Origin of the sequence: Bradyrhizobium sp. CCGB01 (assembly GCF_024199795.1) — a bacterium.
Lineage (GTDB): Bacteria > Pseudomonadota > Alphaproteobacteria > Rhizobiales > Xanthobacteraceae > Bradyrhizobium.
Map to the genome: position 1 here is coordinate 2,876,812 of NZ_JANADK010000001.1, position 22,740 is coordinate 2,899,551.

Sequence of the window (22,740 nt, forward strand, 5' to 3'; positions counted from 1 at the left end):
TTCCTGCCCCACGCATCAAAGCATATGAGGACGCTGCTGGACTAGGGCTACTTCCGAGATGGGGCGCAGGCGCACTTGTCGGGGGAGACCTCCGGCGCGGAATTTACCCGCCCTTGACCGCTCCCGCCGTGAGCCCGGCGACGATCTGCCGCTGGGCCAGCACCGTCAGCAGCAGCACCGGGAAGGTGACGATCAGTGCCGCCGCCGCCAGCGGGCCCCAGCTCAACTGGTCGAACGAGATCATGTTGTAGACGGCGACGGGCAAGGTGCGCGTCTCGCGCCCCGCCAGCACGATGCCGAACACAAAGTTGTTCCAGGAGAAGATCACGGCGAGGATGAAGGCGACCGCGATGCCGGGCTTGGCGATCGGAAGCGCGACGTGACGAAAGACCTGCCAGCGCCCCGCGCCGTCGATGAGGGCGGCTTCTTCGAGCTCCATCGGCGTCGTCTCGAAATAGCCGATCATGATCCAGATCACGATCGGCACCGTCACCACGAGATGGATGATGATCTGCGGCACCAGCGTGCCGAGCAAGCCGAGCCACTGGAACAGCAGGAACAGCGGGATCAAATAGGACAGGCCGGGTGTGATGCGGGCGATCAGGATCACGATCGCGGATTTGTGCGCGGCCATGCGCGCGATGCCGTAGCCGGCGGGTACGCCGACAATCAGCGCCAGAAACGTCGCGCTGCCCGTCACGATCAGGCTGTTGATGAAATAGGTCAGGAAGCGGTTGGAGGCGAGCACGTCGGCATAGTTCTTCCAGGCGAAACGCTCGGGGATGAACACCGGCGGGTAAGCGGCATTGTCGACCTCGAACTTGAGCGACAGCGAGGCCATCCAGAGAAAGAACAGGATCGCCGGCGACACGATGACGAACACCGAAAGCCACAGGCCGATCCTGCCGATGATCTGACGCAGGTTGATTTGGCTCATGCGCCCCTCGCGATCTCGGTCCACAACATGCGCTGGCGGGCATAGAGCATCACCGCCGCGAGGGCGACGATAAGGAGGAAGAACACCACGGCGATCGCCGAGCCGTAGCCGAGGTCGTAGTAGGTGAAGGCGACGCTGTAGAGGTAGATGTTGATCGTCTCCGATGCCGAGCCCGGTCCTCCTTGCGTGATCGCGAAGATGATGTCGAAACTCTTCACCGCATCGATCATGCGGATCATGCCGGCGATGAACAGGAACGGCATGATCAGCGGCAGCGTGATGAAGCGGAATACCTGCCAGAAGCTGGCGCCGTCGATCTGCGCGCTTTCATACGGCTCGGTCGGGATCGCGGCGAGGCCGCCGAGCACGATCAGCATCACCAGCGGCGTCCATTGCCAGGTCTCGACCAGTACCAGTGAGGGAATGACGGTTGCGGGGTGGAAGACCCAGAGCTGCGCGGGAATCCCGACCAGCGACAGCAGATAGTTCAGCACGCCGAGCTGCGGGTGGAACATCATGGTCCAGACCAGCGCGATCGCCACGGGCGTTGCCATCATCGGCATGATGAAGACACCGCGCAGAAAGCCGCGGCCGGCGAATTTCTGGTGAAACACCACCGCCGAGAGCGTGCCGAGGACCAGCGGCAGCACCACCGACAGCACCGTGTAGACCAGCGTATGGCCGACCGCCTCGAGAAAACGGGGATCGCTGGTCAGCCGCAGATAGTTTGAGAACCCGACGAAGGTGGTCGGCGAGCCGACCTTCCATTCGTTCAGGCTCATCCAGATGGTGAAGACCCACGGGAAGATGATGATCGCGAGTACGACGACCAGCGCCGGCACCACGAACGGCCAGTAGGACGGCGGCCGCAACTCCTTCTCCGGCGCGGCACCCGATTGTGCCGCGGCCGGAGTCGACTGTGTCAACGCACTCACGCTTTTTCGCTACGCTCCAGGATCGGCCGAAACTGGTCGTGGGCCTTCTTCAACTCCGTAGCAGGGTCGGTGCCTGCGAGTGTCGAGGTGACTGCAGCGCCGACAAGATCGCGGAATTCGGCGACCGGGATGATCACGGGGAGGCCAAGCTTGCTGATCTTGGCGGAGTCGATCACTGACTGCAGCCACTCCTTGGGCATCTTCACGCCGCTCTGGACTTCGGTGTCGTTCAGGATCGAGTTGCGGAAGGGCACGCCGCCGCCGGCCTGCAGCAGCCGGGCGCCCTGTTTCTTTGAGACCACCCACTGGCAGAGCAGATAGGCGGCTTCCTTGTTCTTGCTCGCGGCGGCAATGCCGATGCCGTCGCCATAGGTGGCCGAGTACTGGCCCTTCGGTCCGGCAGGGACCACTGTGTAGCCGACCTTGCCGACGACACGCGAAGCGGCCGGATCCTCCAGCGGCGGCGCCCAGCCGACGCCGTCGATCCACATCGCGGAGCGGCCTTGCGTGAACGAGGCCATCGACTCCATCCAGTTGAAGCCGGCGACGCCGGGCGGAGCGACCTTGGTCAGCAGCGTCTGATAGAGCTTTGTCGCCGCGACCGCCTCCGGGCCGTCGGTGAGGATGTTGCCCTTGGCGTCGAGGAATTCGCCGCCATAGTTGAGGAAGAAGTTGGTCCACAACGTCATGTTGGCGTTGCGCAGGCCGCGCCCGACGAAGCCGTAGGTGCCTTCCTTGGTGTCGGTGAGTTTTTCGGCGGCCACGACCATCTCGTCGAGGGTCTTGGGGACGGCGACGCCCTTCTTCTGGAACAGCTCCTTGTTGTAATAGAGGATGAAATAGTCGACCGACCAGGGCAGCGACAGCATCTGGCCCTTGTCGTTCTTGGCGTATTGCAGGCCGGCCGCCGAGAAATCGCTCTCGACGAGATCGGGCGCGGTCAGCGCCGGATCCTTCATGAAGGGCGTCATGTCGGCGAGCCAACCGGCTTTCTCGAACTGCCGCTTTTGCACGTGATAGCTGAGATGGACGACGTCGAAGCTCGGCCGGCCCGAGGTCAGCTCGATCACCACTTTCTGGCGCTGCTGCTGCTCCGGGATCTGTTCGGATTCGACCTGGATGCCGGTGAGCTCGGTGAACTCCTTGATGTTCTTTTGCAGGTTGTCGCCGCGCGGACCCTTGGCGAGGATCACCTCCAGCTTGGTCCCGGCATATTTCTTCCAGTTGACCTCGGCGCGCGCCGGCAATCCGGTCAGGCTGAGCGCGCCGGCCGCGGCGGTGCCTGTCAATAGCGTACGGCGCGAGATGTTGTGGTTGGCCACTTCAAGTCCCTCCCTTAGAGTCATTTTCTTTGGGAGCGATACTAGCGGCCGCGCCACGCCTGCCTAGTCCTAATCTTGAGGACTCAGGGACGCACGGCCGGCGCTTCCATCGGCAGGCCGTGCGCCCGCGACATCAGGAAAAGTTCGAGCGCGACCAGCTCGGGCGAGCCGTAGTCATAGGCTTGGGCGCGGACGCCGGTCATGCAACTGCGCAACCGGCGCTCGATCGACCCCAGCGTCTGCCACTCAAGGCGGTAGAGCGGATAGCCGGTCGGCTGCCCCTGCGTGATCGGCGCGCCCGCAAGACGCTTGTCGAAATTGTCGTCGTGGCAATTGGTGCAGGCGAGGTTGAGCTGGCCCTCGCGCTGCATGAAGAGGTCGCGGCCCTGTTCGACAAAGGGTTTTAGCTGCGGATCATCGCCGGCGGTGATCGCGACGCCGCGGGACTGGTGGGCGACGAAGGCGGACAGCGCCAGGAGGTCGCGGCTTTCGTAGGGGAGGGCCGTCGCCTGCTGATGATTTACGCGGCAAGAATTGATGCGCTGGTCGAGCGTGACGGGACGCGCCAGTCCCTTGTCGAAGGCTGGATAGCGTGCCGCGACGCCCTTCATGCTGCTGCGTGCATCGCCATGGCAATCCGCGCAGGCCTTGCCGGCACTGCCGGCCTTCTTCGTCCAGAGCGCCTCGCCGTCGAGCACGAACAGCATGCCGGGATTGGACGTGTCGTCATCCTGCATGGCGCGGGTATCAGGGCCCATGAAGGAATAGCCGGACCGGCGCGCATCGGGCGGGATTTCACCGGCGAGCAGGACAGGGGCCGTGGCGAGCAGTGTTGCTGCCGCTATCGCGCGCCAAATGGTCATTCGACCGTGATCGATGCGGAAGCGGTCGACGAATAGCCGTTGTCACCGATCCATTCAAACTCCAGCTTGCCACTCTCCTTCGCGACCGTGAAGAAAGACAAATACGGGTTGGCCGCAATCGCCGGAAACAGATCGGCGCGAAAGATCTCGGTGCCGTTGTAGCGGCACGTAAAGCTCGTGATGATGTCGCGCGGCACCAATGCGCCGTCCGCGGTGTGGCGAAAGCCGGTCTCCATGATGTGCGAGGTCAGCGTGCGGATCTCGATGATGTCGCCGCGCTTGGCCTTGGACGGAACGTTGATGAGCGCGGCCATCAGTTCATCTCCTCGGTGCAGGCGGCGAGCGTCACGACGACATCGGCGGCGACCTGCCAGAACGTGTCGTCGGACAGGCGCGCGATTGCCACCACCTTCTGGGTGTCGGCGAGCCGGATCCGGGTCGAGACCTGGGCGCGGCCGGAGGACGAAGTGAGATGGAAATTGCCGATGTTCGGCTGCGGGTTCTTCTCGTTGAAGACGTGGATGCTCTTGACGTAGTCGTCCGCCGTCATCGGGCTTGCGACGCTCACCGTCATCGGCACCGTGTTGCCGTTCTCGACCAGCGGCGGAATGTCGAGCTTCACCTTGCCGTTGCGTATGGGCGCTTCGCCGACGACGTTGCGGATCGCCGTGGTGAGCATCGCCGGCGTTGCCTCGAGCGGCCGCAGCGTGACGATCGGGATCGTCCCGGCGGCCGTGACGCCTCCGGCAAGGCTCAGGAATTGTCGTCGCGTGGTTGGCATGCACCTAGTCCCGAAGCGTTGCAAGAAAGGCCACGATGTCCTCGATCTCCGAGGCCGACAATATCGGCTTGCCGGCGAAATTGCGCCCGACGCGCACGAGGCCGTCGTTGCGATAATAGGACGGCATGATGGTCTCCGGGTTGAAGCGCGACGCATCGACCAGCCGGAGCCGCAACTGGCTCGCCGTCCAGCGGTTCCCGGCGCCGGCGAGATCGGGCGCGAGGTCGCCCTGGAACCGCGTTTCCGGGAAGGGGCCGGAATGGCAGAGGATGCACGTGGTCGCGCGCGCGAGCACCAGCGCGCGGCCGCGCGCCGCATCGCCGGGCGCAGCGGTGAGCGACTCGGCAATGCCATCGCCGGTGACCTTGTAGGGCACAAGCTCGTCCGCGCTCGCAGCGCAGGCAAGGCTGGCGGCGATCAGCGCCGCAATATGGAGGGATGCCCTAGCCAAAGGTGTCCGCCGCAATGGTTTGAAACCAGCGTTCCGCCTCGGCGGCCTCGCGGGCGCGCAGTTCGCGCGGCGCGTCGACCGGGCTCGTCGCGCCGCCCTCGACCTCGGCAAAGATGTCGCCCCTGGGTTGGTAGTTGCCGGCGAGCGAGAAGCCGTAACCGGGCGCGACGGTATTGTAGCAGACGCCGGTCAGCCGCGGCGCCTCCGGTGCGCGGCCCGCGAACAGGTCGACGATGGCGGCGGCGCAAGCCTTGCCCTGCGCGCTCGCGGCCGATGCCGATTTGGGGATGCCGCCACCGAGGCAGGCGTCGCCGATGACGTGGAGGTTCTTGACCAACCTCGACTCGAAGGTCACGGGATCGATCGGGCACCAGCCGGTCGCATCCGTAGCGCCCGCGATCTCGGCAATGCGCCCGGCGCGTTGCGGCGGGATGACGTTGGCGACATCAGGCGTGTAGTTGCCGAACTCTGTGACGATGGTCCTGGTCGCGGGATCGACCGAAGTGACGCGGCCGCCTTGCGAGAGCGCCACGCGCTCGATCATGTCGCCGTAGAGTTCCTTCCACGCCTTCTCGAACAATCGCTGCTGCGAGAAATTGTCCTTGGCATCGAGGATCAGCACCTTCGAGCGCGGCTTCTTCGTCTTCAGGTAATGCGCGATCAGGCTGGCCCGCTCGTAAGGCGCCGGCGGACAGCGCGAGGGATTGGCAGGGATGGCAACGGCGACCGTGCCGCCGTCCGCCATTGCTTCCAATTGTCGTCGCAGCAACATTGTCTGCGCGCCGGCCTTCCAGGCGTGCGGCATCTTCTCCGATGCGGCCTCCTCGTAGCCGGGCAGGCCCTCGAAATGAAAGTCGATGCCGGGCGACAGCACGAGGCGGTCGAAAGGCAGCGCAACGCCATCGGCCGTCATGACGCTGCGCAGCTGCGGCTCGATTGTGGTGACAGTCTGGCTGATCACGGTGACGCCCTCGGCGGCGAGCTTGTCATAGCCGAATTGCTGCGCCTCGATGTCGCGCAGGCTCGCAATGACCTCGTTGCTGAACGGGCAAGAGGTGTAGACCGCATTGGGTTCGATCAGGATGACTTGCAAGTCTCCCTGCGTGCGCTTGAGTGCGCGGGCGCAGGCCGCGCCGCCAAAGCCGCCGCCGACCACGACGACGCGGCCCGCCGATTGCGCGCGCAGGATCGAAGGGATGGCGAGGGATGTGGCCGCGACGGTGATGCCGAGGACGGCATTCCGCCGCGTCACCGGCACATTCATGTGTCTTGTCCGGAAAATTGCCGCGGCGGCCATAGTGGCCGCCGCGGCGCTCTTTTAGGCGAAGGTGATGTTCTGGTCGCGCAGCGGCACCGAGCGGATGCGTTTGCCCGTCGCCGCGAAATAGGCGTTGAGCACCGCCGGCGCCGCAACGCCGATGGTCGGCTCGCCGACGCCGCCCCAGAACCCGCCGCTCGGCACCATCACCGATTCCACCTTCGGCATCTCGTTGATGCGCATTGAGTTGTAGGTGTCGAAGTTGGTTTGCTCGATCTTGCCGTCCTTGACGGTGCAGCCGCCGTAGAACAGCGCGGAGAGGCCGTAGACGAAGGAGCCCGCGATCTGCCGTTCCACCTGCGCCGGATTGACGACGTAGCCGGGATCGGTGGAGGCGACGATGCGATGCACCTTGATCTTGTTGCCGTCGGTCACCGAGATTTCGGCGGCGCCGGCGACATAGCTGCCATAGCCCATGACCTGCGCAATGCCGCGATAGACGCCCTTCGGCGCCGGCTTGTCCCAGCCGATCTTCTCGGCCACGGCATTGAGCACCGCCAGATGCTTGGGATGATTGCCCATCAGCTTGCGGCGGAATTCGAGCGGGTCCTGGCCTGCGGCCTGGGCCAGCTCGTCCATGAAGCACTCCATGTAGATGGCGTTGTGATTGACGTTCACGCCGCGCCAGAAGCCGGGCGGGACGTGCGGGTTGCGCATCGCATGCTCGACCAGCAGGTTCGGTACCGAGTAGCCGAACGCGGCCTCGCCTGATTGCGCGACGCCCTGGAATGCGGCCGGATCCATGCCGTTCTGCAGCGCTTCGGGGCGCAGCGAGAACAGGATCGACTGCCCGGACAGGCGGTAGTGCAGCGCGACCAGATTGTTGTTGGCATCGAACGCGCCGGTCATCTTGCACTGGGTGATCGGGTGATACCTGCCGTGCGCCATGTCCTCTTCGCGCGACCACAACAGCTTGATCGGTGTGCCCGGCATCTGCTTGGCGATCATCACCGCCTGGCGGACATAGTCGGTCTGACCGCGCCGGCCGAAGCCGCCGCCCGGCATCACCTTGTGCACGTCGCACTTCTCCGCCGGCAGGCCGGACGCCTCCAGCACAGCCGCGAAGGCTGCTTCGCCGTTCTGCGTGCCGCACCAGACCTCGCACTTGTCGGCCGTGTAGACCGCGGTGGCGTTCATCGGCTCCATGGTGGCGTGGTTCTGGTAGGGATAGCTGTAGACGGCTTCGACCTTCTTGGCGGCGCCGGCAATCGCCGCCTTGGCGTCACCGTTCTTGTTGCCGACATAGGCCGGTTGCGCGTCGTCGAGGCCCTCGGCCAGCCACTTCGCAATCGACTCGCTCGAGACCTTGGCGTTCTCGCCCTCGTCCCAGACGATTGGCAGTGCTTCCAGCGCGGTCTTGGCGCGCCACCAGGTGTCGGCAACGACCGCGACCGCGGTATCGCCGACCTTGACGACCTTCTTGACACCTTTCATGCCGGCGACCTTGGCCTCGTCATAGCTCTTCAGCTTGCCGCCGAACACCGGACAGTCCTTGATCGCGGCATTCAGCATTCCCGGCAGCTTGACGTCGACGCCGTAGATCATCGTGCCGGTGGTCTTGTCGGCGGTGTCGAGCCGCAGCAGGCCCTTGCCCGCGATGGTCCAGTCCTTGGGGTCCTTCAGCTTGACCTCGGCTGGCGGCGTCAGCTTTGCCGCGGCTTCTGCGACCTTGCCGTAAGTCGTCGTCTTGCCCGACGCCTTGTGGGTGATGACGCCCTTGGCAACGGTGCATTCCGAGGCCGGCACTTTCCATTCGTCGGCCGCGGCCTGGATCAGCATCACGCGTGCGGTAGCGCCGCCCTTGCGGACATAATCCTGCGAGGAGCGGATGCCGCGGCTGCCGCCGGTCGAGAAATCGCCCCAGACGCGCTTGCGGGCGACGCTCTGGCCGGGGGTCGGATATTCGGTCGTGACCTTGGTCCAGTCGCATTCCAGCTCCTCGGCGACGAGCTGGGCGAGGCCGGTGAGCGAGCCCTGGCCCATTTCGGAGCGGGCGATGCGGATCACCACGGTGTCGTCGGGCCTGACCACGACCCAGGCGTTGACCTCGGGCGAGCCGTCGGCTGCGCGGACCACGGCGGGGCCGCCGAAGGGCAGGTCGAAGCCGATGGCGAGGCCGGTGCCCACGGCGGCGGTGCCGATGACGAAGGCGCGGCGGTTCATCCGGGGAGAAACATGCTTGTTCATGGGCGGCTCCTTACGCGCTGGCGATCGTGTGGATCGCTTCGCGCACCTGCTGGAAGGTGCCGCAGCGGCAGATATTGGTGATGGCCTCGTCGATATCGGCGTCGGTCGGCTTCGGCTTCTCGCTCAGCAGCGCGGCCACGGCCATGATCATGCCGCTCTGACAATAGCCGCATTGCGGAACGTCCTGGGCGATCCAGGCCTTCTGCACCTTGTGCAGCGTGTCGCCGGAGGCGAGCCCCTCGATCGTGGTGATCTTCTTGCCTTCGGCCTCGCTGACCGAAACGCCGCAGGAGCGGATGGCGACGCCGTCCATGTGGACGGTGCAGGCGCCGCATTGCGCAATGCCGCAGCCATATTTGGTGCCGGTCAGGCCGGCATTCTCGCGGATCGCCCACAGCAGCGGCGTATCCGGCTCGACGTCGAGCGTGAAGGTTTTTCCGTTGATTGTTAGGTTTGCCATCGCAAGTCCCCTGATTGGCCCAATCCACCGATTGGACTCAGGGAACAATGTGTCCGGCAAATTGGAACTGTTCAAATCAATAGTCCGAGGGGGGCCATCGAAAATTCTCATGGGTGCGGGAAGATAGCGGACCGGGCGGTGTTGCGACCTCCCGCTCGGGCGCCGTCGGAACGCAGCCTGAGCGCCCCCTGGCTATGAACGCCGGTCTATGGCCTGATGCGACGTTCGGGCGCGTTCCCGGCGTCGGAACAGGCCACAGTTTGTCCCTTTTGCCGGGGTGCAAGACGGCAACGCTTTGCTACACTGCACCCGAGTCAGAAGGAGTTCCATGAACGTGACGACCCCCTGCAACGTGCTGATGCTCTATCCGCTGTTCTCGGCAGAGTCCTTCTGGACCTTTGGTGAATCCTGCAAAGTGTTGGGCGTGAAGCGCCCTGCCGCTCCTTTGGGCCTGATCACCGTCGCCGCGATGTTGCCCGAGAACTGGACGGTCCGGCTGATCGATTGCAACACCACGTCCTTCGGCGAGGAGGATCTTTCCTGGGCCGACGTCGTGTTCACCGGCGGAATGATGCCGCAGCAGGCCGACACGCTGCGCCTGATCGAAACGTGCCGTGCCGCAGGCAAGCCCGTGGTCGTCGGCGGTCCCGATCCGACCTCGAGCCCTCACATCTATGAGAGGGCCGACTTCCGGGTGCTCGGCGAGGCCGAGAGCGTCATCGACGACTTCATCGCGGCTTGGGACAGCGGCGCTCGCTCCGGCGTCTTCACGGCGCCGAAATTCCAGGCCGACGTCACCAAAACGCCGGTGCCGCGTTTCGACCTGCTCAAGTTCGAGGACTATCTCTATCTGGGTGTGCAGTACTCGCGCGGCTGTCCGTTCACCTGCGAGTTCTGCGACATCATCGAGCTCTACGGACGCGTGCCGCGCACCAAGACGATCGAGCAGATGTTCGTCGAGCTCGAGACGCTTTACCAGATGGGATATCGGGGCCATCTCGACTTCGTCGACGACAATTTCATCGGTAACAAGAAGTCGCTGCGGCAGTTCCTGCCCAAACTCGCCGAATGGCAGCGCGCGCATGGCTATCCCTTCGAATTGTCCACCGAGGCCTCGGTCAATCTGGCCGACGACGCTGAATTGCTCGACTTGATGGGCGCGGCCAATTTCTTCGGCATCTTCGTCGGCATCGAAAGTCCGGATCCGGCGACGCTGGTCGCGATGCGGAAGAAGCAGAACACGCGGCGCAACATCGCCGAGAGCATCCACAAGATCTACGCCGCGGGCATGCTCGTCACCGCGGGCTTCATCGTCGGCTTCGACAACGAGAAGCTCTCGATGGCGGATGCGATGGTCGACTTCATCGAGGAGGCCGCGATTCCAGTCGCCATGGTCGGCTTGCTCTACGCCTTGCCGAACACGCAGCTCACGCGCCGCCTGGAGCGCGAAGGCCGGCTGCACCCGGGCCACGATCTCGCGCCGACCCTCGGCGCCGATCAATGCACGAGCGGGATCAACTTCGATCCGGTGCGCCCGTTGCGCGACATCCTGACGGACTACAAGTCGGTGCTGGAGCGGGTCTACAGTCCGGCGGCCTATGCGGGCCGCATCGACAAGTTGATGACGCTGCTCGACCGGTCCAGACAGCGCTCCGAGCTGGCCGAGGGCGACATTCGCGCCAGGATCGGAGCGATGGAGACCGTGCACCGTGTGGTCACTGCGCTTCCCGAGGCGCGCGGACCGCTCTGGCAGACGTTCATGAACTGCGCCAAGCGCGACACATCATCGGCGCGGATCGCGGTGCAGATGATCGCGGCCTATGCGCATCTCGGGCCGTTCTCGCGCAAGGTGATCGAGGCGATCGACGGGCGCCTTGCGGCGCTCGACGACGAGGCTGTCGTCCCGGCGGCCGCGACGATCGACGCGACGGCGGCCCGGCATCTGGCCTGAGGGGCTACTTCACCGCAAGCCGCAGGAAGCTCATCACGCTGCCGAGGGCGGCAAAGCCGGCCCCGAGCGCCAGAGCGACCGTGGCGCCTTCGTGGCCCGCGAGAGCAAAGCAGGCCGCCGCGAGCGCGGCGCCGGTCGTCTGTCCCGTCAGCCGCGCGGTCGCGACGATGCCGGAGGCGCTGCCGCTGCGGTGGGGCGGCGCGCTCGACATCACCGCTTTCATGTTCGGCGCCTGGAAGAAGCCAAAACCCATGCCGCAGATCACCATCCGCCAGATGATGTCGGGGATGGCAGGATTGGACGGGAGCATCGCAAGCAACGCCATGCCGAGGCCGAGCAGCACGAGGCCGACGCCGCCGAGCAGGCCGACGGCGTGTCGATCGGAGAGGCGGCCGGCAATCGGCGCCATGATGCCGACCACCAGCGGCCACGGCGTCATGAAGAAGCCGGTCTCGACCTGCGAGCGGCCCAGCACGTCCTCGAAATAGAACGGCAGCGAGACGAAGGCGAGGCCCTGTACGGCGAAGGAGCACACGGCCGTCGCAGCCGACAGCGCGAACATCGGCCGGGCGAACAAATCGATCGGCAGCATCGGCGCCGGATGGTCGGCATGGCGGCGCGTCAGGATGAAGCCGAGCGCGAGGGCCGCGACCAGCTCGATGCCCACGACCACCGGCGACAGATTGTGCGCGGCGCTGCCGATGCCCGTGATGAACAGGCCGAGGCAGGCAGATGCCAGGATCGCGCCGAGGAAGTCAAAGCCGTGATCGGCCCGCGGCGTCTTCGGCAGCATCGCAAAGCCGATCCCGATCGCGACGAGGCCGAACGGGATGTTGACGGCAAACAGCCAGGGCCATGGGCCGACCGCGAGAATGGCGGAGGCGACCGAAGGGCCGAAGGTGAAGGCGGTCGCGACCACCAGCGCGTTGTGGCCGAAACCGCGGCCGAGCATCCTCCCGGGATAGACGAAGCGCACCAGCGCCGTGTTGACGCTCATGATGCCGCTTGCGCCCAGGCCTTGCAGCGTGCGCGCGACCAGCAGGCTGTCCAGCGACCACGCCACCGCGCAGAGCAGCGAGGCGATGGTGAACAGGACGAGGCCGCCGAGATAGATGCGCTGGTGGCCGACGATCTCGCCGAGCGCGCCGAGCGGCAGCAGCGTCGCCACCAGCGCGATCTGGTAGACGTTGACCACCCAGACCGACTGCTCCGGCGTGACATGCAGATCGGCGGCAATGGCCGGCAGCGCGATGTTGGCGATCGCGGTGTCGAGCGAGGCCATCGCCAGCGCGGTGAAGATCGCGGCGATCGCCCAGCGCCGCTGCGCGGCCGGCAGGCCGTCGGCAATGGGCTGGTCAGGCTCGCGCGCGGCGGCAGGTAACGTGATTGTCATTGCGTTCGCGCGTTGCTCCGGCGGCGTGGCTGAGGGGGCTTTTGGCATGTACTACGCCGAGGCCGCCTGCCACAGGCATATGCTTGCATGCTGTGTATGCGCGAAGGTCAGGCGATGACGCCTCGCGCTGGCGTATGATCGCGCCAGCTGCTGCAATTTCAGGGGATCGCCATGCAAATCGTCGTTCTGCCCGGTGACGGCATCGGACCGGAGATCACGACCGCGACATCGGGTGTGCTGCGCGCGGCCTCCGAACGCTTCCAGCTCAATCTGCGGCTGGAGGAGCACGCGGTCGGGCATGCGAGCCTCAAGCTATCAGGCACCACCGTGCGCCCCGAGCTGCTCGACATCGCCCGCGCCGCGGACGGCCTGATCCTGGGCCCGACCGCGACCTTCGACTTCAAGGACGAGGCGCATGGCGAGATCAATCCGTCCAGGCATTTTCGCAAGAACCTCGACCTCTACGCCAATGTCAGGCCCGCGCGCACCTATGCAGGGCGGCCCGGCCGGTTCGGCGAGTTCGACCTCGTCGTGGTGCGCGAGAACACCGAAGGCTTCTACGCCGACCGCAACATGGAGCAGGGCAATGGCGAGATGCTGGTCACGCCTGATGTCGCGATCTCGCTGCGCCGGATCACGCGGGCGTGCTGCGAGCGCATCGCGCACGCCGCCTGCCGTCTGGCGATGAAGCGGCGCAAGCATCTCACCATCGTGCACAAGGCCAATGTGCTCAAGATCGGCGACGGCATGTTTCTGGACATCTGCCGCGCGGCGGCGAAGGCCTATCCCGGCCTCGCAGTCGACGACATCCTGGTCGATGCCATGATGGCGCATGTCGTGCGCAACCCCGATCGCTTCGACGTGATCGTCGCCACCAACATGTTCGGCGACATCTTGTCCGATCTCACTGCGGAGCTTTCAGGCAGCCTCGGCCTCGGCGGCTCGCTCAATGTCGGCGACCGTTACGCCATGGCGCAGGCCGCGCACGGCTCGGCGCCCGACATCGCCGGGCAGGACGTCGCCAATCCGGTCTCGCTGATCCTCTCGACCGCGCTGCTGCTCGCCTGGCATGGCGAGAAGACCGGCGCCGTGCGCTACGAGGAGGCGGCACGTGCGATGGAGGCGGCGGTGGCGAAGGCGCTTCGCGAGGGCAGGGCGACGCGCGACGTCGGCGGCAAGCTCGGCACGATCGCAGCGGGGGCTGCGATTGCGGAGATCTTGCAGGCGGAGTGATGGACTCTCGCGCCTTTTTTCCTGGGCCTCAAAACAAAATGTCGAAAAACAACCCCATGCACAGTAGAACGCCCCTTGATTGATAAGGGTTTTTCGAACCGCGTCGCGACGACATTCGCAGTCGTGATCACGTTGACCCGTCGGGCAAAACACGGGCAGGATGCTATCGTGGCAGTGATCGCGAAACGTTCGGTATGTAGGGTGGGCAAAGCGAAGCGTGCCCACCATTCGCAGTGAGGATAAAATGGTGGGCACGGCGCGCAAAGAGTGCGCCTTTGCCCACCCTACGGCACCGATCGGCTCAGCCCCTAGAACTGGTACCGCCTCAGCCCCCCATCCACCGGGATCACCGTCCCCGTGATGTATCGCGCCACCGGTGATGCCAGAAACACCGCGAGCGCCGCGAGGTCCTCGGGCTCGCCCCAATAGCCGACCGGGATCTCTTCTTCCGCAAAGCGCTCGCGATAATCCGGCGGATAGTTGCGGCGGATCTGTTCGCTCATGATGCGGCCGGGCGGGATGCAATTGATGGTGATGCCGTGCCCGCCGATCTCGCGCGACAGGCCCTTGGCCCAGGCGTGCACGGCGGCCTTGGCGGCGAAGGCGGCGTTGAGGCCTTCCGGCTCGGACTTGCCGGTGATGTTGACGATGCGGCCCCATTTGCGTTCGATCATCTGCGGCAGAAGTGCATGTGCGATGCGGCGGTAGCTGGTGAAATTCAGCGCGATCGCCTCGTCCCATTTGCTGTCGGGCGCATCGACCGGCAGCGGGCGGCTGCCGCCGGCATTGTTGATGAGGATGTCGACATGGCCGAGCTCGCCCACGGCGAAGGCTGCGATCTTCTCCGCCGCGTCCTTGGCCATCACGTCCTGCTCGAACGGCGTGATCAGGCCGCCGCCGACTTCGTTCACAAGCTCGGCAAGCAGATCGGTGCGCCGCGCCACGCCGACGACGCGGACGCCTTCTGCAGCGAGGCCCCTGGCGATGGCGCGGCCGATGCCGATGCTCGCTCCGGTGACGACTGCGGTTTTCGATTTGAGCCCGAGGTCCATGGTCACACGCTCTCTTGTTTGTTTTTTGCGTATTGCTGTTCGTTTCCTGCCCTGTCCCTGTCAGGTGATTTGCCCGACCGGGACGAGCAGTGGTAACCAACAGCCATCGCGAAGGAAACACGAAAAAGAAAAGGCGCCGAACGATGGTCTGGGATCCGCAGCAATATCTGAAATTCTCCGGTCACCGGCTCCGGCCCGCCGTCGACCTGTTGATGCGGATTCCGGATGTCGGCCCGCGCACCATCGCCGATCTCGGCGCCGGCGCCGGCAACGTGACAAAACTCATCAAGGAACGCTGGCCGAATGCGAGCGTGACCGGTGTCGAGGGTTCGGCCGAGATGGTTGCCGCGGGGCGGAAGGCGGCGCCGGATGTGGAATGGTCGCACGAAGACCTCGGCCATTGGCGTCCCGCGAAGCAGTATGACGTCGTCTATTCCAATGCCGCACTGCACTGGCTGCCCAATCATGCGGCACTGTTTCCGTCGGTCATGGAGAAGGTGGCGCGTGGGGGCATGCTTGCGGTGCAGATGCCGCGCAACTTCCTCGCGCCATCGCATGTGCTGATTGGCGAGACGGCGCTGAACGGTCCGTGGCGTTCAAAGGTCGAGCATCTCGTCACGCCGCCGCCGGTGCAAGGGCCAGCCTACTATCACGATCTTCTTGCTCCGATGTCGGCCAATATCGACATCTGGGAGACCGAATATCTGCAAGTGCTCGAAGGCGACAACCCCGTGAAGGAATGGACCAAGGGGACCTGGCTGACGCGCTATCTCGATATCTTGCAAGGCGACGAGAAGGCTGCGTTCGAGGCAGCCTATGGCGAACGTGTCGCAAAAGCCTATCCGAAGAATGCCGCGGGACAGACGCTGTTCCCGTTCCGGCGTCTGTTCATGGTCGCACAGCGCAAAAGCTGATTGCACTGCCGCAATGCGACATAACCGCTCGTTCCCAGGAGTGGGAGCGGTTGCCGGGTTGCGTGGACAACAACCATCAAGATAGTTTGCCTGCGGCAAATTGGGCTTAGGTCTAGTTGTTCGGGTGGCCGATTGCTGCCACTACTGGACTGCAAACCGGGCTGCAAAACAAAAAAGACCCGGTTTTAGAGGTTGTTGGGAGGTTACTTCATGCGCAAGCTGCTTCTTGCGATCGCCGCCGCAGCTATTCTCGCGGCCCCTGCCGTTGCCCAGGCTCAAAGTCCAATCGTCATCAAGTTCAGCCACGTCGTCGCCAACGACACCCCGAAGGGGAAGGGCGCGCTGAAGTTCAAGGAACTCGCCGAGAAGTACACCGACGGCAAGGTCAAGGTCGAGATCTACCCGAACTCCACGCTCTACAAGGACAAGGAGGAGATCGAGGCGCTCCAGCTCGGCTCGGTGCAGATGCTCGCGCCTTCCACCGCGAAATTCGCACCTCTAGGCATCAAGGAATTCGAGGCGCTCGACCTGCCCTGGCTGTTCAAGGACGACGCGACCTATTCCAACGCGATGAAGGGCACGGTCGGCAAGTGGCTGTTCCAGAAGCTCGAGGCCAAGGGCATCACCGGGCTCGCCTATTGGGACAATGGCTTCCACATGCTGTCCGCCAACCGCGCCTTGGTGAAGCCGACCGATTTCCAGGGATTGAAATTCCGCATTTCGGGCTCGAAGGTCGCCGACCAGTATTTCCGCATCCTCGGCTCGATCCCGCAGATCATGGCGTTCTCGGAAGTCTACCAGGCGCTGCAGACCGGCGTGGTCGACGGCTGCGAGAACACCGCGTCCAACTATCTGACGCAGAAATTCTACGAGGTGCAGAAGGACATCACCGTGTCCTATCACGCGCATCTGCAATATGCCGTCATCGTCAACTCGAAATTCTGGAACGGGCTGCCGCCCGACATCCGCACCCAGCTCGACAAGGCGATGGCGGAGGCGACTGAATACACCAACCAGATCGCGCATCAGGAGAACGACGATGCGCTGGCCGAGATCAAGAAGACCGGCAAGACCACGCTGCATTATTTGACTGACGCCGACCGCAAGGCGTGGCAGGAAGCGATGCAGCCGACTTATAAATGGGCAAAGGGACGGGTCGGGCAGGAGGTGCTCGATCTCGTCGCCAAGGAACTCGACGTCAAGATGAACTGACGGCCGCGTTCGCATAAGAACAACATGAACGGTCGGGGGTATCGCACTCCCGGCCGTTTCGCTCTTGAATGACGGGCTATTTCTGGGGGGCCAAGTTGCTGCGTGTGCTGAATCGTTTCCTCGATCATCTCGAGGAGTGGCTGATCGCGACGATGATCGCGGCCGCAACGTCGCTCATCTTCGTCGCCGTGCTGCATCGCTACGGCGCCGGGCTCTCGATCGACATCGCCAAATGGGCGGAGGCGCGCAGTCTGAGCTTCATTGCCGTCCCCGCACGCGCGGCGTTTGTCTGGCTTGCCGCGCTCGACCTGTCCTGGGCGCAAGAGCTTTGCATCTACATGTTCATCTGGATGGCGAAGTTCGGCGCGGCCTATGGCGTGCGCACGGGCATCCATGTCGGCGTCGACGTGCTCGTCAACATCCTCCCCGGCGGCTCGCGCCGCCGCGTCATCACCTTCGGTCTTTTGTGCGGCGCGCTTTTCACCGCCATCGTGGCCTATTTCGGGGCCGCGTTCGTCGGCCAGATGTGGCAGACCGGCCAGCAATCCAACGACCTCGAAGCGCCGATGTGGATGGTGTATCTCACGATCCCGCTCGGTTCCGGCCTGATGTGCTTCCGTTTCCTGCAGGTCGCGTGGTCGTTCTACCGCACCGGCGAGCTGCCGCATCACGACATGGCGGGCGTCGAGGGCGTCGAGGCGGACCCGGTGCATCCGGCGCCGGTCACCCGCAGTCAGGTCGTCCGCGACGAGCGCAGCCCGCTCGGCTGGGTCCTGATACTGCTGCCCATGCTGATCGTCGCCGTATGCTTTGCGCATGCGGGCCACCTCATCACGCTGCCGCAGGGCGTGCGCGTCTTCATCGTGTTCGCGCTTCTGCTTTCGTTGATGCTCACGGGAATGCCGATCTCGATCGCGCTGGGTCTCACCGTGCTCAGCTTCATGTTCACGCTGACCGACGTGCGAACGGAATCGGTGGCGCTGAAGCTGTTCACCGGCATCGAGAATTTCGAGATCATGGCGATCCCGTTCTTCATCCTCGCCGGCAACTTCCTGACCCATGGCGGCGTCGCGCGCCGCATGATCAATTTCGCGACCGCGCTGGTCGGCCATTGGTACGGCGGTCTCGCCCTGTCGGGCGTGGTCGCCTGCGCGCTGTTTGCCGCGATCTCCGGCTCGTCGCCGGCGACCGTGGTGGCGATCGGCTCGGTGATCCTGCCCGCCATGATCGCGCAGGGATTCCCGAGACGGTTCGGTGCGGGCGTGATCACGACCTCCGGCTCGCTCGGCATTCTCATTCCGCCGTCGATCCCGATGGTTCTCTACGCGGTCTCCACCAACACCTCGGTCGGCAAGCTCTTCATCGCCGGCATCGTGCCGGGAATGGTGCTCGCATTCCTGCTCGGTGCGACGACCTTCTATCGCGCCTGGCGTAACGACTATCCGCGGATGCCGAAGGCCACGTTCATGGAGCGCTTCGATGCGTTCCGCAAGTCGATCTGGGGCATCCTGCTGATCGTGATCGTGATCGGCGGCATCTACACCGGCTTGTTCACGCCGACGGAAGCCGCGGCCGTCAGCGCGGTCTACGCCTTCATCGTTGCGGTGTTCATCTACAAGGATTTGAAGCTGCGGGACGTGCCGCGGGTGTTGCTGTCGTCGGCGAATCTTTCGGCGATGCTGCTCTACATCATCACCAACGCCGTGCTGTTCTCGTTCCTGATGACCTACGAGAACGTGCCGCAGGCGCTGGCGCAATGGATGATCGACCAGGGCTTGGGGTGGATCGGCTTCCTGCTGGTCGTCAACCTGCTGCTGCTGCTGGCGGGCAACGTGATGGAGCCGTCTTCGATCATTCTGATCATGGCGCCGATCCTGTTTCCGGTCGCGGTCAAGCTCGGCATCGACCCCATTCATTTCGGCATCCTGATGACGGTCAACATGGAGGTCGGCCTGTGCCATCCGCCGGTCGGGCTCAACCTCTACGTCGCATCAGGCATCGCCAAGATGGGCATTACCGAGCTCACGGTCGCGGTGTGGCCCTGGCTGTTGACGATGCTGGCCTTCCTCGTGGTCGTGACCTATTGGCCGGGCCTGTCGTTGTGGCTGCCGAGACTGTTGGGGATGTAGTCGTGTTTGCTAGGCAGCGGCGAATGCGGTGACACCCTCTCCCCCTGTGGGAGAGGGTGGCCCGCCGCATAGCGGCGAGGCGGGTGAGGGGTTTCTCTCCTCACGAACAACCATTGCGAATGGGAAAGAACCCCTCATCCGGCGCTTCGCGCCACCTTCTCCCACAAGGGGAGAAGGAAGAGTGCACTGTCCTTGCCTCGCTGCTTTAGCCTCCGCCAGCGATGGCAATCGACCGCGAGATGCGGTTAGATGCGCGCAACGAGCCGGGAGGAGACAAGCATGACAGACCCCAGCAAAGAGCCGAAGGACGCAACGGCGTCCGTCATCGCGCAGCAGGCGGCGATGCAAAATGCGCTGCCGTTTTCCGACACGCGGGATTTCGACGATGCCGCGCGCGGCTTCCTCGGCACGATCGAGAACGCGAAGATTACAAACCCGCAAGGCAGGACGGTCTGGAGCCTCGAGCCCTACGGCTTCCTGTCATCCGAGCAGGCGCCGCCGACGGTCAATCCGAGCCTGTGGCGGCAGTCGCGGCTCAACATGCAGCACGGGCTGTTCGAGGTCGTGCCCGGCGTCTATCAGGTGCGCGGGCTCGACATCGCGAACATGACGCTGATCGAGGGCGACAATGGCGTCATCGTTGTGGATACGCTGACCTCGATCGAGGGCGCGCGTGCTGCGCTCGATCTTTATTACAAGCATCGCGGCCAGCGGCCCGTCGCGGCCGTCATCTTCACGCACACCCACACTGATCACTGGGGCGGTGCGCGCGGCGTGCTGGAGGAGGATGCGCTGGCGACCTCCCGTGTGCCGATCATCGCGCCGAACCTTTTCATGGAGCACGCGGTCTCCGAGAACATCATCGCGGGACCGGCGATGCTGCGCCGGGCGCAGTATCAGTTCGGCCCGTTCCTCGCCAAGGGGGCACGAGGGCAGGTCGATTGCGGGCTCGGCAAGTCGATGGCCGCGGGATCGGTCGCGCTGCTTCGGCCGACCGACCTGATCATGGCGACCGGCGACAAGCGCATGATCGACGGCGTCGAGTTCGAATTCCAGATGGCGCCGAACAGCGAAGCGCCGGCGGAGATGCACTTCTTCATCCCGCGCTACAAGCTGCTGAACCTTGCCGAGAACTGCACGCACAATTTCCACAATCTGCTGCCGTTCCGCGGCGCCGACGTGCGCGATGCGCTGGCCTGGTCGAAGTATCTGGGCGAGGCCCTGCAGCTCTGGGACGGCAAGGCGGAAGCGATGTGCGGCCAGCATCACTGGCCGGTGTGGGGAGCCGATCGGATCGGCACGATGATCCGGCAGCAGCGCGATCTCTACAAATTCGCGCATGACCAGACCATCCGCCTGATGAACCACGGCCTCACGGCAGCCGAGATCGCCGAGACGATCCAGTTGCCGAAGAGCTTGGAGGGCGCCTGGCACGGCCGCGGCTATTACGGTCATATCCGGCATAACGTGAAGGCGATCTACCAGAAATATCTCGGCTGGTACGATGCCAACCCGGTCAATCTCGATCCGCTGCCGCCGGTCGAGTCCGGCAAGAAATATGTCGAGTACATGGGCGGCGCCGACGCCATCCTCGCGCGCGCCCGCAAGGACTTCGACAAGGGTGAATTCCGCTTCGTGGCGCAGGCGCTCGGCCATCTCGTCTTCGCCGAGCCTGATAATGCCGCGGCACGCGCACTGCTGGCGGATACGCTCGAGCAGCTCGGTTATGCCGCCGAAAGCTCGACCTGGCGCAACGCCTATCTGTTCGGCGCACAGGAATTGCGCCAGGGCATGCCGAAGACCCCGCCGCGCCCGCCGATGCCGCGCGAGACGTTGGCGGCGCTGCGCACCTCACAGCTCTGGGACGTGCTCGGCATTCGCCTCAACGGCCCGAAGGCGGAAGGCAAGCATATCGTGCTGAACTGGAGCTTTTCCGATACCGGCGAGACGTTCGTGCTCAACCTGGAAAACTCTGCGCTGACCTATACCGGAGGCGTGCAGGCGGAAGACGCGGACGCCAGCTTCACACTCGCGCGCGCAACGCTCGATGAAGTCATCGCCAAGCTGACCAGCTTTCCGGAAGCCGTCGCTGCCGGCAAGGTCAAGCTATCGGGTAATCCGATGAAGCTTGCCGAGCTGATGGGCCTGATGGACGAATTCCCGCGCATGTTCGAGATCGTCGAGCCGAAGCGCGCGGTGGTGGCGTAGGGCGGGCTGTTGTTGACGCGCTGAGGGCGCGTCACACTGCGCTGTCGTCCCTGCGAACGCAGGGACCCATAACCCAAGGCAGAAGTCGCCGGGCGAGACTGGTCACTCCGAGTCTTCGCCCAACAACGTCCTGTGGCTATGGGTCCCGGATCTGCGCTTCGCTTGTCCGGGACGACAGTTGTGATTACGCCGGCTACTCCGCGCTGCTCACCAGCTTGATCCGCGGCGCCTGGGCCTCGGTCAGGCTGCGATAGGCCGCGAGATAGTCCAGCGCCATCCGCCGCGCCGTGAAGCGCTTCTCGAACTGCTTGCGGATGGCCGCGCGATCCAGTTTCGCGAGGCGATTGACGACGCCGGCAGCGCTGATGATGTCCTCGACCACGAAGCCGGTGAGGCCTTCGTCGATGATCTCGGGCACCGAGCCGCGGTTGAAGGCGACCACCGGCGTCCCGCAGGCCATGGCTTCGATCATCACGAGGCCGAACGGCTCCGGCCAGTCGATCGGCAGCAGCAGTGCGAGCGCACCGCTCAGGAAGTCCGATTTCTCGTGATCGCTGATCTCGCCGATGAATTCGACCAGCGGGTTGTTCACGATCATCGGCTTGATCAGCTCGTCATAATAGTCCTGGTCGGCGCGATCGACCTTGGCCGCGATCTTCAGCGGGATGCCGCAATGCATCGCGATCTTGATGGCGCGGTCGACGCCCTTCTCGGGGGCGATGCGGCCGAGCACGGCGAGGTATTCCTGTTTCGCCGGCTTCGGCGTGAGCAGGTCTTCCGGCAGGCCGTGATGGATCGTCGTGACCCAGTTTGCCTGCGGCACCGGCCTGCGCTGCGCATTCGAGATCGAGATCACCGGCATCTTGGTGAAGGTGTTGAATACCGGCTGATGCTCCGGCAGGTCGAGCCGGCCGTGCAGCGTGGTCACGAACGGGGTCGGCTGCCGGTGGAACAGGGACCACGGATAGTAATCGAGATGGAAGTGGAGGAAGTCGAACTCCTCGTCGTCACATTTCTGCCGCACGCGCTCCAGGAGCACCATGTGAAGCGCGTTGGGATCGCGCACGGAACCGTCGAGGCGAAGCGCCCGCGGCCATAATGCATCCAGTTTCGCCGAGGTCTGCGAGTCACCGCTGGCGAACAGCGTGACGTCGTGGCCCAAGGCAACCAACTCTTCCGTCAACCAATGCACCACCCGCTCGGTGCCGCCATACAGCTTGGGTGGAACAGCCTCCGTCAACGGAGCTACCTGCGCGATGCGCATCTCACCATCTCCTTTGTGCGATCATGGAAACTAACCCCCGCCGTGACTGGGCACCGGCATGCCAGTCGAGGGAACGTTCTCGCAATTGCGAAGTTCCTTCAACGAACGTTACTTCTTGGACACACTTCTG

At 64.3% G+C, this 22,740-nt stretch carries 19 protein-coding genes and 1 pseudogene; 7 read left to right on the forward strand and 13 right to left on the reverse strand.

Annotated elements, in window-relative coordinates:
* Window positions 1–103: 103 nt before the first annotated feature.
* Genes NLM25_RS13235 through NLM25_RS13280 form a run of 10 tightly spaced genes read right to left on the reverse strand, consistent with a single transcriptional unit; the run spans window position 104 to window position 9,254 of the window.
* Entirely contained in the window at window positions 104–937 is an 834-nt protein-coding gene (locus NLM25_RS13235) for a carbohydrate ABC transporter permease (protein ID WP_256570692.1), read from the reverse strand.
* Window positions 934–1,872: a carbohydrate ABC transporter permease gene (locus NLM25_RS13240; RefSeq protein ID WP_254137208.1), complete on the reverse strand. Its 939-nt coding sequence runs from the start codon at window positions 1,870–1,872 to the stop codon at window positions 934–936. The genes NLM25_RS13235 and NLM25_RS13240 overlap by 4 nt, the downstream gene beginning before the upstream one ends.
* The gene (locus tag NLM25_RS13245; RefSeq protein WP_254137209.1) at window positions 1,869–3,218 is read right to left on the reverse strand and encodes an ABC transporter substrate-binding protein; all 1,350 of its coding nucleotides are present in this window, start codon (window positions 3,216–3,218) and stop codon (window positions 1,869–1,871) included. The genes NLM25_RS13240 and NLM25_RS13245 overlap by 4 nt, the downstream gene beginning before the upstream one ends.
* 59 nt (window positions 3,219–3,277) lie before the next feature.
* Window positions 3,278–4,057, reverse strand: coding sequence for a sulfur oxidation c-type cytochrome SoxA (gene soxA / locus NLM25_RS13250; RefSeq protein ID WP_254137210.1), 780 nt, complete (start codon window positions 4,055–4,057; stop codon window positions 3,278–3,280).
* Complete coding sequence (gene soxZ / locus NLM25_RS13255; protein WP_254137211.1) at window positions 4,054–4,371, reverse strand: thiosulfate oxidation carrier complex protein SoxZ; 318 nt, start codon at window positions 4,369–4,371, stop codon at window positions 4,054–4,056. The genes soxA and soxZ overlap by 4 nt, the downstream gene beginning before the upstream one ends.
* Window positions 4,371–4,838: a SoxY-related AACIE arm protein gene (locus tag NLM25_RS13260; protein ID WP_254137212.1), complete on the reverse strand. Its 468-nt coding sequence runs from the start codon at window positions 4,836–4,838 to the stop codon at window positions 4,371–4,373. Before NLM25_RS13260 ends, soxZ begins: the two co-directional genes overlap by 1 nt.
* A 4-nt stretch (window positions 4,839–4,842) precedes the next feature.
* Window positions 4,843–5,289, reverse strand: a complete 447-nt coding sequence (gene soxX / locus NLM25_RS13265) for a sulfur oxidation c-type cytochrome SoxX (protein ID WP_254117227.1) — start codon at window positions 5,287–5,289, stop codon at window positions 4,843–4,845.
* A complete protein-coding gene (locus NLM25_RS13270) occupies window positions 5,282–6,553 on the reverse strand; it encodes an NAD(P)/FAD-dependent oxidoreductase (protein WP_254137213.1) in 1,272 nt (423 codons plus the stop codon). The genes soxX and NLM25_RS13270 overlap by 8 nt, the downstream gene beginning before the upstream one ends.
* A gap of 54 nt (window positions 6,554–6,607) precedes the next feature.
* On the reverse strand, window positions 6,608–8,794 hold the full coding sequence (locus tag NLM25_RS13275; protein WP_254137214.1) for a molybdopterin cofactor-binding domain-containing protein: 2,187 nt from the start codon (window positions 8,792–8,794) through the stop codon (window positions 6,608–6,610).
* 10 nt (window positions 8,795–8,804) lie between these two features.
* Window positions 8,805–9,254, reverse strand: coding sequence for a (2Fe-2S)-binding protein (locus tag NLM25_RS13280; protein WP_254117230.1), 450 nt, complete (start codon window positions 9,252–9,254; stop codon window positions 8,805–8,807).
* Between the two features lie 328 nt (window positions 9,255–9,582).
* Here NLM25_RS13280 and NLM25_RS13285 point away from each other — a divergent pair, with 328 nt between their 5' ends.
* Window positions 9,583–11,205: a B12-binding domain-containing radical SAM protein gene (locus tag NLM25_RS13285; protein ID WP_254117231.1), complete on the forward strand. Its 1,623-nt coding sequence runs from the start codon at window positions 9,583–9,585 to the stop codon at window positions 11,203–11,205.
* 4 nt (window positions 11,206–11,209) lie between these two features.
* Here the strand turns inward: NLM25_RS13285 and NLM25_RS13290 are convergent, their stop codons facing one another.
* Entirely contained in the window at window positions 11,210–12,598 is a 1,389-nt protein-coding gene (locus tag NLM25_RS13290) for an MFS transporter (protein ID WP_254137215.1), read from the reverse strand.
* A 171-nt stretch (window positions 12,599–12,769) separates the two neighbouring features.
* Between NLM25_RS13290 and NLM25_RS13295 the strand changes: the two genes are divergently transcribed.
* Window positions 12,770–13,831 carry an isocitrate/isopropylmalate dehydrogenase family protein gene (locus tag NLM25_RS13295; protein ID WP_254137216.1) on the forward strand — a complete coding sequence of 354 codons (1,062 nt, stop codon included), beginning with the start codon at window positions 12,770–12,772 and terminating at the stop codon, window positions 13,829–13,831.
* Window positions 13,832–14,139: 308 nt separating this feature from the next.
* On the opposite strand, the gene NLM25_RS13300 is transcribed toward NLM25_RS13295, so the two are convergent.
* Window positions 14,140–14,883: an SDR family NAD(P)-dependent oxidoreductase gene (locus tag NLM25_RS13300; protein WP_254141170.1), complete on the reverse strand. Its 744-nt coding sequence runs from the start codon at window positions 14,881–14,883 to the stop codon at window positions 14,140–14,142.
* A gap of 143 nt (window positions 14,884–15,026) precedes the next feature.
* Between NLM25_RS13300 and NLM25_RS13305 the strand changes: the two genes are divergently transcribed.
* The 5 genes and pseudogenes from NLM25_RS13305 to NLM25_RS13325 all read left to right on the forward strand — a co-directional run bounded on the left by NLM25_RS13305 (window position 15,027) and on the right by NLM25_RS13325 (window position 21,346).
* Window positions 15,027–15,797 (forward strand): methyltransferase domain-containing protein, encoded by a 771-nt coding sequence (locus tag NLM25_RS13305; RefSeq protein ID WP_254137217.1) that lies wholly within the window; start codon window positions 15,027–15,029, stop codon window positions 15,795–15,797.
* Between the two features lie 210 nt (window positions 15,798–16,007).
* Window positions 16,008–17,009, forward strand: a complete 1,002-nt coding sequence (locus NLM25_RS13310) for a DctP family TRAP transporter solute-binding subunit (RefSeq protein WP_254137218.1) — start codon at window positions 16,008–16,010, stop codon at window positions 17,007–17,009.
* 152 nt (window positions 17,010–17,161) lie between these two features.
* A pseudogene (locus NLM25_RS44130) lies at window positions 17,162–17,638 on the forward strand (TRAP transporter small permease); the annotation flags it as partial.
* A 219-nt stretch (window positions 17,639–17,857) separates the two neighbouring features.
* Entirely contained in the window at window positions 17,858–19,138 is a 1,281-nt protein-coding gene (locus tag NLM25_RS44135) for a TRAP transporter large permease (RefSeq protein ID WP_254141171.1), read from the forward strand.
* A 279-nt stretch (window positions 19,139–19,417) separates the two neighbouring features.
* Window positions 19,418–21,346 carry an alkyl/aryl-sulfatase gene (locus tag NLM25_RS13325; RefSeq protein ID WP_254137219.1) on the forward strand — a complete coding sequence of 643 codons (1,929 nt, stop codon included), beginning with the start codon at window positions 19,418–19,420 and terminating at the stop codon, window positions 21,344–21,346.
* 193 nt (window positions 21,347–21,539) lie between these two features.
* On the opposite strand, the gene NLM25_RS13330 is transcribed toward NLM25_RS13325, so the two are convergent.
* Complete coding sequence (locus NLM25_RS13330; RefSeq protein WP_254117237.1) at window positions 21,540–22,610, reverse strand: glycosyltransferase family 4 protein; 1,071 nt, start codon at window positions 22,608–22,610, stop codon at window positions 21,540–21,542.
* Window positions 22,611–22,740: the final 130 nt, after the last annotated feature.